Raw genomic sequence first — 11,306 nt, forward strand, 5'->3', positions numbered from 1 at the left:
AGTTCACCTCCCGGTTAATGGGGGATTATTGGTTTTCAGATAGTGCATTCAGCAAGTATTGCGGCAGCGCAAAACTTCCTGCATGTACGGCTGGTGTGTAGTAACGGCAAGTTATGGCCGCATCTTCAAAGCGTTGTTGCAGCGTTGTCAGAGGCACTTGACGCAAGGCAGAATGCTGGGTTGCCCATGCAAACGTCATGATCCCGCCATAATAGGTTGGAATGGCTGCCTGATAAAAACTGCTGTCAGTAAAATAGTGGCTCAATTTTTTATGGCTATTGACGGCTTCATTCTGTTGAAGAAAACAGACACCATTTTGGGCAACAAAAATGCCACCGTCGTTTAAGCAATCAGCGCAGCCTGCATAGAAGTCAGAAGTAAACAGGCTTTCACCTGGTCCATCAGGGTCGGTACAATCAGAAATGATAACATCAAATTTTTCAGATGTGGTTTTGACAAACTTAACACCGTCTTCAATCACCAGCTTGAAACGGGGATCGTTATAGGCTCCTGCGTTATGGTTTGGCAAATATTGGCGGCAGAATTCGACTACACCCGCATCAATTTCGACCATGATAATACTGTCGAGATAGTGATGACGACAAACTTCACGCAACATCCCGCCATCACCACCGCCAATGATCAATACTTTTTTGGCCTGACCGTGGGCAAATAGTGGTACGTGGGCCATCATTTCATGATAGATAAACTCATCGCGCTCTGTGGTTTGGATCACACCATCAAGTGCCATGATGCGACCTAGTTCTGTATTCTCAAAAATAATTAAATCTTGATGCTCTGTTTTATCGTGATAAAGCACGTTTTCAACTGCGAAATACTGACCGAAATTGGGATGCAACGTTTCATACCAAATTTCTTTTTGTGACATGTTCCGTTATTCCCCCATTGTGATATTCATCGGTATTGAGTGCACGTATTAGGTGCACATAGTAGCCAATCGTTCACATGGTTGTCACTTAGTTTAAGCACGAAATTAACCTTAAAGTATTAAAAGGCATTTTTTACATACGAGAGCAGACTGAGGGAGTTCTTTGCTAGAGAGCGGCATTTAACCTCATGGGATAAGTTGATTTCCTTTAAATCGTTGTAACCTAATTGATTTAGTTTTTGCATTAACTGGCTATCATAGTTACTGAGATCCCACTTGTTACGTTGGGCAAAATAGATAATTGTGCGCTTAATTTGAAAATCTGGGATTTGGCTATAGCCGCAGTCATGTTTTAGATAGATATAAACGGCTGTCAGATCGGCGAGATCTTCAGCTTCATTCTCAGACAGCGCTTTTGCTGGTTGAGCAAAACTAAACAAAACAAGAATGTACGCGAATAAGGCAATTTTTTGCATAATTTCTATTATACTGATTTTTTACCATTTTGCTTAAATTAACATATTAATATCTTTGTTAGCCAAACTTTATTTGCTTAATTTTAATAAAATTACCGTTTTTTCTGCTAGTGAGAAAATTGGGTTATATGTTAATGAACAGGTTTGTTCTGATGGCAGAAACTAAGCCAAAAAAATCAATAACAATCTGGCTCAGATGGCTGCCAGTCAGCACGGAGCACTGGTGGTTGTATAACCCAGAATATTAAACGTACCCACTAATCAACTCACTTATGACAATCTTTACCAATACACCTTAGTCTAAGCTTGGCTTCTTCTTTTACCGCAATCGATACCTTCTGGTATACTCCGCAAAATATTTTGTTCTCATGTTTTCTTATGTGTGCGTATTTGTGCGGCGAACTGTGTATCAATCGGTGTATCAGTTTTAAAAAGTTATCACATAACCTGACATGAATTTGTTATTAAAACAAATGGTTATATTAATGAAGAAACATATTGTAGAAGTGATGATCTCCGAACAGGAGGTTAAGCAACGTATTGCTGAGTTGGGACAACAGATTACAGAGCACTATCGTCATAGTGATCGTGAATTAGTGTTGATTGGCCTGTTGAGAGGATCGTTTATCTTTATGGCCGATTTATGTCGTGAAATTCAGGTTCCTCATGAAGTGGATTTTATGACTGCATCCAGCTATGGCAATGAGATGAGTTCTACCCGTGATGTGAAAATTCTCAAGGATCTGGATGAAGACATTCGTGGTAAAGATGTGTTGATCGTCGAAGATATTATCGATTCAGGCAACACACTGAACAAAATCCGCGAGATTCTCGCACTGCGTGAACCTAATTCACTGGCAATTTGTACTTTGTTGAATAAACCATCGCGTCGTGAAGTTGATGTGCCAGTTGAATGGATTGGTTATTCAATTGAAGATAAATTTGTCGTCGGTTACGGCATTGATTATGCACAGCATTATCGCCATCTGCCTTATATTGGGCATGTCACTCTGTTAGAAGATTAATTTCTGCGACAAACAGAAATAATCAATATGATATAAGCAAATGGCAGCAAAAAAGCTGCCATTTGTTTTTATAATTAATAAGTTGTCCTTAGATCTGCTATTTAGCCTGGGATAACTTGGAAACCGCCTGACGGTAATTGAGTTCCAATTTTTCACGACTGTCAGCGGTAATATCCAGATCATGTAATTCACCATCCTTTAAACCATATACCCAACCATGAATCATCACTTTCTGCCCACGTTTCCATGCAGATTGCATAATGGTTGAATGGCCGAGGTTGTAAACTTGTTCAATAACATTCAATTCACACAAGCGATTCAGCCTATCATTAGGAGGTAACTCACCAAGCATGGAACTGTGTTTGTACCATAAATCACGGATATGGAGCAGCCAGTTATTGATTAAGCCCAATTCAGTCCCATTCACGGCAGCTTCAATACCACCACAACCGTAGTGACCACAGATAATAATGTGTTCAACCTGTAAAACATCAACGGCATATTGTACAACAGATAAACAGTTTAAATCGGTATGGATCACAAGGTTAGCGACGTTTCGATGAACAAAAAGATCGCCTGGGGCTGCATCAATCAGTTTTTCGGCAGGTACTCGGCTATCAGAGCAGCCTATCCATAAAAAATGAGGTTTTTGTGCTTTTGATAATTCTTTGAAAAAAAGTGGGTTTTCTTCGTTTACGGATTTTGACCACTGCTTGTTCCTGGCAAACAGCTCTTCAATTTTTCTCATCATAACAAATGGCCTGGTAACATTTTTGAGATAGAATCATATACAACATTAATTGAGAATTTAATATTTAATTGAAGCATGTTTTTTATTTCCCCCTACCATTGCTAAGAAATAGGGGAAAAATAATGGCATAATTTCTATCTTGCAGCAGTCAGGAATAGCAAATAATAAAGGTATTTTTTACTTATGGTTTACGCATTGGAATTGACGCAGCTCACGAAAGTCTATGAGACTGGAGTGAAAGCGCTGCGGGGAATTGATTTGCGTGTAGAAGAAGGTGATTTCTACGCGCTTTTGGGGCCAAATGGCGCTGGGAAATCTACCACGATAGGTATTATTAGTTCCTTGGTTAATAAGAGTGGGGGTAAGGTCAAGGTCTTTGGTTACGATATTGATACGGCTCTCGTCAATGCTAAACGGCAGCTTGGCCTTGTTCCACAGGAATTTAATTTCAACCCGTTCGAGACGGTGATTCAGATTGTATTAAACCAGGCGGGATATTATGGTGTTCCGCGCAATGTGGCATTGGAGAGAGCGGAAACCTACCTTACTCAATTGGATCTCTGGGGAAAGCGCAACGAGCGGGCAATTCGTTTATCGGGTGGGATGAAACGGCGTTTAATGATTGCCCGTGCTTTAATGCACCAGCCAAAATTGTTAATTCTTGATGAACCTACGGCGGGAGTGGATATTGAATTGCGCCGATCTATGTGGGAATTTTTGAAAGAATTGAATGCGCAGGGAACTACCATCATTCTGACGACTCACTATCTTGAAGAGGCTGAGATGTTGTGCCGAAACATCGGCATTATCCAACATGGTGAGCTGGTGGAAAATACAAGCATGAAAAACCTGCTTAGCCAACTTGAATGTGAAACATTCTTGCTCGATTTATCACCGAAAGGGACGAAGCCTATTGTTGAAGGCTACGACTACCGTCAAATTGATGCAGTAACACTGGAAGTGGATGTAAAACGTGGTCAGGGATTAAATGATGTTTTCACCCAGCTAAGTACACAGGGCATACAAATCAGCAGCATGCGTAACAAAGCGAATCGTCTGGAAGAACTGTTTGTCGGACTAACCAATAATAATCAAGGAGATAGATGATGTTCCAACTATATTGGGTAGCTCTGAAAACCATTTGGATTAAAGAGGTCACTCGTTTTGGTCGTATTTGGGTGCAGACATTACTGCCGCCTGTGATCACTATGTCCCTTTATTTCGTCATCTTCGGCAATCTGGTTGGCTCCCGTATTGGCGAAATGGGTGGCTTTGGTTATATGCAGTTTATTGTGCCAGGGCTGATAATGATGTCAGTGATCACCAACTCTTACGCTAACGTTTCTTCATCTTTCTTCGGCGCTAAATTTCAGCGCAGTATTGAAGAAGTGCTGGTTGCTCCGGTTCCAACCCATATCATCATTGCTGGATTTGTTGGGGGCGGAGTAGCCCGTGGGGTATGCGTTGGCATTATGGTGACATCGGTTTCCCTATTGTTTGTACCATTACAGATACATTCATGGGGCATGGTGGTGATCACTTTGCTGGCAACGTCGATCCTCTTTTCATTGGCGGGGCTGCTGAATGCTATTTTTGCGAAAACATTCGATGATATTAGTATTATTCCAACATTTGTTCTGACACCGTTGACCTATTTAGGCGGCGTATTCTACTCCCTTACCTTGTTGCCTGCTTTTTGGCAGATAGTGTCAAAGCTTAATCCGATCGTCTATATGGTCAGTGGTTTCCGCTACGGTTTTCTCGGTATTATGGATGTTTCTCTGGTGATGACATTAGGTATGTTGGGGATCTTTATTGTTGGATTCTATGCATTGGCCTGGTATCTCATTGAATCAGGGCGAGGGCTAAGAACCTAATAGCCAAAATTTATACTCCGCCGTTGATTGCGGCGGAGTGAGGGATACATGCAGCCCATAAAATCAGTCAGCTAAATCAACCTGTTGATTATCAATCAGTCGTGTTTGACCTAACCATGCAGCCATTAGGATCACGGCTTTTTTACTTTGTGCTGTTAATGGCATCAGGTTTTCTGCATCACGGATAAATAACTCATCCGGCATAAAGCCTTCTTCACGCAAATGTGCAGATGCCTGTTCAATGAGTCGTTCAGTATCCCGTTCGCCATTTTTCAGCTTTTCTGCCATCGATTGCATAATTTTGTGCAGCAAAGGCGCAGTTTTTTTCTCTTCAGCGGGCAGAAGATTATTACGCGAACTCAGCGCCAATCCATTTTTATCACGGACGATCGGCACGGAAACTAATGTAATATCGTAAGCCATATCGGCAATCATCTTGCGGATAATCTGTAATTGCTGGAAATCTTTTTCGCCGAAATAAACCAGATCAGGCTGGATCAGGTGAAACAATTTGCTGACAATGGTAGTAACGCCACGGAAATGTCCTGGTCGGCTGGCACCTTCAAGGATATGAGAGAGTTCTGGTACTTCGATAAAAGTTTGGTTGCCGTTTAAGCCGTGTGGGTATATCTCGTTAACATTAGGGGCGAATACCAATTCGACGTTGCGACGGCTCAGTTTTTCGCAATCTTCCTGTAAAGTTCGCGGATAATTGACCAGATCATCTTCTCGGTCAAATTGCATCGGATTGACGAAAATGCTGACAATAACGACGTCAGCTTGCGCTTTGGCAGTATCAACTAACGCCATGTGACCATCATGCAGGTTTCCCATTGTGGGAACGAAAGCAATACGCTTGCCTGCCTGGCGCCAGCGACGAATTTCTCGGCGTAAAATTGGGATCGTTTCTATAATCAGCATTGCTGTACTCCTTTAATTAGCCGTCATGCTGGAAAATAATCAGTTGAATGAATGAGCCAAGTCGGGATAAGCACCGCTTTCTACTTGTTCAATGTATAGGCGGATGGCGTCCCTTATATTGCCAGTTTCTTTGAGGAAGTCTTTAGCAAATTTAGGTGGTTTTGCGGTGATACCCAAGGCATCATGCATAACCAGAATTTGACCGTCAGTCATATTGCCTGCGCCGATGCCGATAACCGGAATGTCCAGCGCTTCAGTGATGCGTTGTGCCAGTGTAGTCGGAACACATTCTAACACCAGGAGTTGCATACCGGCTTTTTCCAAAGCAATCGCATCGTCAAATAATTTTTGGGCTGAGGATTCATCGCGCCCCTGAACTTTATAGCCACCGAATACATTGACTGATTGTGGTGTCAGACCTAAATGGCCGCAAACGGGAACGGCACGCTCGGTCAGCATGTTGACGGTATCACATAGCCAGTCTCCGCCTTCAATTTTGACCATATTGGCACCAGAACGCATTAATGCCGCCGCATTGTCAAAACTTTGTTTGGGGGTGGCGTAGCTCATGAAAGGCATATCTGCGATGAGAAAAGTATGAGGGGCGCCAGCGCGAACACTTCGGGTGTGGTAAGAGATATCTTCAATCGTAACCGGCAGGGTAGAATCGAACCCCTGTATGGTCATGCCGAGTGAATCACCAATGAGCATGACATGAATGCCTTGTTCAGCAAAAAGGTGGGCAAAACTGGCATCGTAAGCTGTGATCGTTGCAAATTTACGCTTTTCTTTTTTTAACTGACTTAAATCAGCCAGGGTTGTTGGTTTCATCATTCTCTCCTGAATCGTTATACCCTCTATTTTTCAAGTTGCTTTTCTACTACATTACAAGCTATAACCAAAGCGTCAGGCCGTTTTCTGGCACTTTTTTTAATTGTTCTGCCAGAGTTTCTCCATCGGGAAATACAAGGTCTGGTGCGATTTCTGCAAGTGGATAGAGCATGAATTCACGCTGTTTTAACCCGTAGTGGGGAACGGTCAAGCGGTCAGTGTTGATGATGTGATGACCAAACAGCATGATATCCAAATCGAGCGTTCTAGGTCCCCAGCGTTCGCCCTTACGAATGCGTCCTTGTTCCAGTTCGATTGCTTGGGTGTGATCAAGCAATCGAACTGGAGATAATTGGGTTTCCAATGCGACAGCAAGATTGAGGTAATCAGGTTGATCCTGTGGCCCCATTGGCTTAGTTCGGTAAAAAGATGATCGCACCACAAAGGTGGTATCAGGGATCTTGCGCAAGGCAGCAAGTGCGTTATTGACTTGCTGCATAGGATCAGCCAGATTGCTGCCAATGGCGATATAGACTAACGTCATATTAACCATGATTCCTATTCTGGCGAATGCGTCCACCACGGTGGGGGCGTGTCCTGCGGCGAATGGGCTCGCTGCCCAGCCCTGATATCATTTCGCGCTGTTGTGATGCAGTCGATTGTTGGAATGCACTCCACCACTGTACCAGTTCTTTCAGTTCATGGCGTGGCTCAATGCTGGCGCGTAATTCTAGTAAATCATACGCAGCACGGAACTTCGGATGTTCCATCAATTTATTTGCTCGTTTTCCTTGACGGCGCGACAAGCGAAGCTGAAGCAACCAGATATCGCGCATGGTTGTGGTATGGCGTTTCGGGATCGCAATGGAACGGCACTGTTCATCAAGAATATCATTCATGGCTAACGCAAAAGCGTCGTAATATTGTAATCCGCCTTCTTGTGTCAGTTTTTCCGCATGTTCAATCAATGGATACCATAGCATGGCTGCAAATAAGAAAGCGGGATTAACCCTTTTGTCACTTTGTAAGCGAAAATCGGTATTTTTCAGCACTTGTGTCAGTAGCTTTTCCATTGATGAATCACCACGTTGGGTGAAACCAGGTTGAATAAGCGGAAACAATGGCTGGAACAACTGATATTCGCGCAGCAGTTTATAAGTCCTATAACCCTGTCCTGTCTGTAACAGTTTCAGAGATTCTTCGAACAGACGTGCCGCTGGAATATCTTTCAACAGAGAGGCAAGGCGCGGGATAGGTTCAGCGGTAGCTGGCTCGATAGTCATATTCAGTTTGCTGGCAAAACGGACTGCCCGCAGCATACGCACGGGATCTTCCCGATAGCGCGTTTCTGGATCACCAATCAGGCGAATAATGCCAGCATTCAGATCGGCCATGCCACCCGCGTAATCCCGCAGTGCGAAATCTTCAATGCCATAATAGAGGCTATTGATCGTGAAATCGCGACGAACCGCATCTTCTTCTATTGAACCGAAAATATTATCACGCAATAACATGCCGCTTTGGGCTTTATGTGACTGGTTGCGGTCATTATTTCCAATTTGATCATGTGGCCCACGGAAAGTGGCAACTTCAATCACATCAGGGCCAAACATGATATGGGCAAGGCGGAAACGACGTCCGACAAGGCGACAGTTACGGAACAGTTGACGAACTTGTTCAGGTGTTGCATTGGTTGCTATATCAAAATCTTTGGGTTTTTTGTGCAGCAGTAGATCACGAACTCCGCCACCGACCAGATAGGCTTCAAAACCTGATTTATTTAGGCGATACAGAACCTTCAAGGCATTATCACTGATGTCCTTGCGTGAAATTTGGTGTTGTTCGCGTGGGATCACCGTGATCGGGGAGTCCGAAGGCGCTGCCTTTGCGGATTTTTTCTTCATTTTGTCGTTTTCGGCATGTGATGAAGATGAATAATTCCCTCTGCGATGTTTACGCAAAGGACTGCTCTCTGTTTGAGCAGAATGGTCAGATACGGTGACTGGCCTTTCACTGACTGCCGGTGTGTCGTGCTTTGCTCTGTGATCGCGGATTAGCAGATTACGGCAGAAAGTTGCTACTCGGTTAAAAATGGTACACCTCGGTAGTGACTGATCAATTAAGACAAAAAACAGCCGCCAATCATAACTTACTGGACATTTTTTGAGAATGCCTACAGTATCAATAGAAAGACTTTATTTAACTTAGTCTATTAATTAGGTTTTTTTGGCGGAACCACGTTTATATTCCAACCGATGATAGCCTGCTGTAGCAGTTGATCTGTTGTGAGATCCTGCCAGCCTGCAATAATGGGCTGATTTAAAAATGATAACGCATCTATAAGCAATGGCCTTGGATCGTTCAATGGGATCGGCTGGGCATGATTTTGCTTAGAAAGTTTATTTCCCTCTTTATTTAACACGAGAGGTAAATGCACATAATTTGGTGTTGCAAAATTCAAATGCTGATACAGAGATAGCTGGCGAACTGTGGGTTCAATTAAATCAGCTCCTCTGACAATTTCAGTGACACCTTGATAGTTATCATCAATAACAACGACAAGATTATAGGCAAATAAACCATCTTTGCGATAAATAATGAAATCTTCCTCGGCCATTTCTGTAGGAACAGTGATATGGCCTTGCAATTTATCGTAAAAACCGTAAATCGGCTGGTGCTGTTTTAGACGAATTGCAGCGTTGTGAACTGGCAGATGTAAATGTTGGCAGTGGCTATCATAAAAGCCGCCTAATTGTTGGATGCGTTGGCGGGTGCAGGTGCAATAATAGCTATCTCCTTGCTGTTTTAATTGATCAAGGATGGCACGGTAAGCGTCATGACGCTGAGATTGATAGAGTACTTCGCCATCCCAATAAAGTCCGTAATGCTCAAGGGCTTGTAATATCCGGTTGGCGGCTCCGGGAATTTCCCGTGGGGGATCAATATCGTCAATCCGCATCAGCCATTTTCCGTGGCAAGCACGGGCTTGCAGATAACTGCCTAGTGCCGTTACCAGAGAACCAAAATGGAGATCGCCAGAAGGAGAGGGAGCAAAACGCCCAATATATAACGAGGAGTGTTCAGATTGAGTCATAGTGGATTCAACATAGGGGCATACGGCGCGTTTAGCGCCGTACTTAACCCTATTGGTTAGCCAGCCATTTGTTTTTCACGAATTTCGGCCAACGTCTTACAGTCAATACATAAATCGGCTGTTGGGCGAGCTTCTAAACGGCGGATGCCGATTTCAATTCCACAGGCCTCACAATAGCCAAAGTCCTCTTCTTCGACCTTTTTCAGCGTTTTTTCGATCTTTTTGATCAACTTACGCTCACGATCCCGATTACGTAATTCAAGACTGAACTCTTCTTCTTGCGCCGCACGGTCAACTGGATCCGGGAAGTTTGCTGCCTCATCTTGCATATGAGATACAGTACGGTCTACTTCATCCCTGAGTTGGTTGCGCCATGCTTCCAGAATCAGCTTGAAATGCTTTAACTGGGCATCGTTCATGTATTCTTCGCCTGGCTTTTCTTGGTAAGGTTCTACCCCAGCGATGGCGAGAATGCTCAAGGACGAGGTTTTACGTTTTTGCCCTTCTTGCATAATGCTTCTCCTTACACACGCACTATCAAACGACCCCCCGACAAGAGGGGGAAAAAAATAGGCCGCTATAAATAGCAGATGACTGCGAGGTTGGCAATTGTTCCTGCCATTAGTTTTGCAATGGTGTGAAGGCAGGCATGTTTACTGCCTAAATATGTTGCAAAACCCCTCTCGTTAGTATGATTTGTTTACAAATTATCCCATTGATACAAAAGATAATTTGTCACTTATAACCATGCCGTTTTCTGTCATGTTGGCCTTATAACAGATTACTTCGACCCCTGATTGATATGCTTGTTCCAAAAGAAAAGCATAATCAGGGTCGATATGTTTTGCTGCTGCAACCTGACTAATCCCAGAATGTAAGACAGCAAATAACAAAACAGCCCGCTGGCCTTGTTGTGCTATCAATGATAGCTCACGTAAATGTTTTTGCCCTCGAATTGTGACAGCGTCGGGAAAATATCCATAATTTTCCTGTAACAATGTGACTGATTTGATTTCAATATAACAGTTAACCTTTTGTTTTGATTGCAACAATAAATCTATACGACTTTTCTCTTTTCCATAGCGAATTTCACGACTCATGTGCTCATATCCAGATAATTCTGAAATGGTATTTTTTTCAATAGCTTGATAGGCCAGATCATTGGCTCTGAGAGTATTGACACAAATCCAGTGACCATCTTGGGTGTGTGTTAATTCCCAGCTATTGGGATATTTGCGTTTAGGATTATCGGATGTGGAATACCACACGGTATCTCCTGGCGTGGCACATCCTGTCATGGCCCCCGTATTGGCACAGTGTATGGTGAGTGTTTCTCCTTCTGGCGTGAGGACATCGGCCAGAAAGCGTTTATAGCGGCGGATTAAGGTAGCAGGCTTCAGGGGAGGTGAAAATTCCATAAACTTTCCTTCATAACCCGTGGG

Annotated in this window: 13 protein-coding genes; 3 read left to right on the plus strand and 10 right to left on the minus strand. The window is 43.4% G+C overall.

Annotated features, from left to right (window positions below; all coding sequences use genetic code 11):
- Positions 1-25: 25 nt before the first annotated feature.
- Together speE and Xedl_RS40845 are read right to left on the minus strand one after the other, a co-directional pair.
- On the minus strand, positions 26-889 hold the full coding sequence (gene speE, locus Xedl_RS40840) for a polyamine aminopropyltransferase (RefSeq protein ID WP_074022950.1): 864 nt from the start codon (positions 887-889) through the stop codon (positions 26-28).
- Between the two features lie 119 nt (positions 890-1,008).
- A complete protein-coding gene (locus tag Xedl_RS40845) occupies positions 1,009-1,365 on the minus strand; it encodes a YacC family pilotin-like protein (protein WP_074022951.1) in 357 nt (118 codons plus the stop codon).
- Positions 1,366-1,850: 485 nt separating this feature from the next.
- On the opposite strand from Xedl_RS40845, the gene hpt reads away from it, so the two are divergent.
- Positions 1,851-2,390: a hypoxanthine phosphoribosyltransferase gene (hpt, locus tag Xedl_RS40850; protein ID WP_074023060.1), complete on the plus strand. Its 540-nt coding sequence runs from the start codon at positions 1,851-1,853 to the stop codon at positions 2,388-2,390.
- 97 nt (positions 2,391-2,487) lie between these two features.
- Here hpt and can read toward each other — a convergent pair whose 3' ends face one another.
- Positions 2,488-3,141 (minus strand): carbonate dehydratase, encoded by a 654-nt coding sequence (gene can, locus Xedl_RS40855; protein ID WP_074022952.1) that lies wholly within the window; start codon positions 3,139-3,141, stop codon positions 2,488-2,490.
- 183 nt (positions 3,142-3,324) lie between these two features.
- Here can and Xedl_RS40860 point away from each other — a divergent pair, with 183 nt between their 5' ends.
- Both Xedl_RS40860 and Xedl_RS40865 read left to right on the plus strand, forming a co-directional pair.
- Positions 3,325-4,248 (plus strand): ABC transporter ATP-binding protein, encoded by a 924-nt coding sequence (locus Xedl_RS40860; RefSeq protein ID WP_074022953.1) that lies wholly within the window; start codon positions 3,325-3,327, stop codon positions 4,246-4,248.
- Positions 4,248-5,018: an ABC transporter permease gene (locus tag Xedl_RS40865; RefSeq protein WP_074022954.1), complete on the plus strand. Its 771-nt coding sequence runs from the start codon at positions 4,248-4,250 to the stop codon at positions 5,016-5,018. The genes Xedl_RS40860 and Xedl_RS40865 overlap by 1 nt, the downstream gene beginning before the upstream one ends.
- A gap of 63 nt (positions 5,019-5,081) precedes the next feature.
- On the opposite strand, the gene panC is transcribed toward Xedl_RS40865, so the two are convergent.
- From panC to sfsA, 7 genes are all read right to left on the minus strand, one after another.
- Positions 5,082-5,939: a pantoate--beta-alanine ligase gene (gene panC, locus Xedl_RS40870; RefSeq protein ID WP_074022955.1), complete on the minus strand. Its 858-nt coding sequence runs from the start codon at positions 5,937-5,939 to the stop codon at positions 5,082-5,084.
- A gap of 39 nt (positions 5,940-5,978) precedes the next feature.
- Complete coding sequence (panB, locus tag Xedl_RS40875) at positions 5,979-6,770, minus strand: 3-methyl-2-oxobutanoate hydroxymethyltransferase (protein WP_074022956.1); 792 nt, start codon at positions 6,768-6,770, stop codon at positions 5,979-5,981.
- A gap of 61 nt (positions 6,771-6,831) precedes the next feature.
- A complete protein-coding gene (folK, locus tag Xedl_RS40880) occupies positions 6,832-7,314 on the minus strand; it encodes a 2-amino-4-hydroxy-6-hydroxymethyldihydropteridine diphosphokinase (protein WP_074022957.1) in 483 nt (160 codons plus the stop codon).
- A gap of 1 nt (position 7,315) precedes the next feature.
- Positions 7,316-8,674: a polynucleotide adenylyltransferase PcnB gene (gene pcnB, locus Xedl_RS40885; protein WP_208605033.1), complete on the minus strand. Its 1,359-nt coding sequence runs from the start codon at positions 8,672-8,674 to the stop codon at positions 7,316-7,318.
- Between the two features lie 308 nt (positions 8,675-8,982).
- On the minus strand, positions 8,983-9,864 hold the full coding sequence (gene gluQRS / locus Xedl_RS40890) for a tRNA glutamyl-Q(34) synthetase GluQRS (protein ID WP_074022959.1): 882 nt from the start codon (positions 9,862-9,864) through the stop codon (positions 8,983-8,985).
- A gap of 56 nt (positions 9,865-9,920) precedes the next feature.
- Positions 9,921-10,376, minus strand: a complete 456-nt coding sequence (gene dksA, locus Xedl_RS40895; protein WP_074019168.1) for an RNA polymerase-binding protein DksA — start codon at positions 10,374-10,376, stop codon at positions 9,921-9,923.
- 195 nt (positions 10,377-10,571) lie between these two features.
- Entirely contained in the window at positions 10,572-11,282 is a 711-nt protein-coding gene (gene sfsA / locus Xedl_RS40900) for a DNA/RNA nuclease SfsA (protein WP_074022960.1), read from the minus strand.
- Between the last annotated feature and the right edge of the window lie 24 nt (positions 11,283-11,306).

Source organism: Xenorhabdus eapokensis (assembly GCF_001908105.1).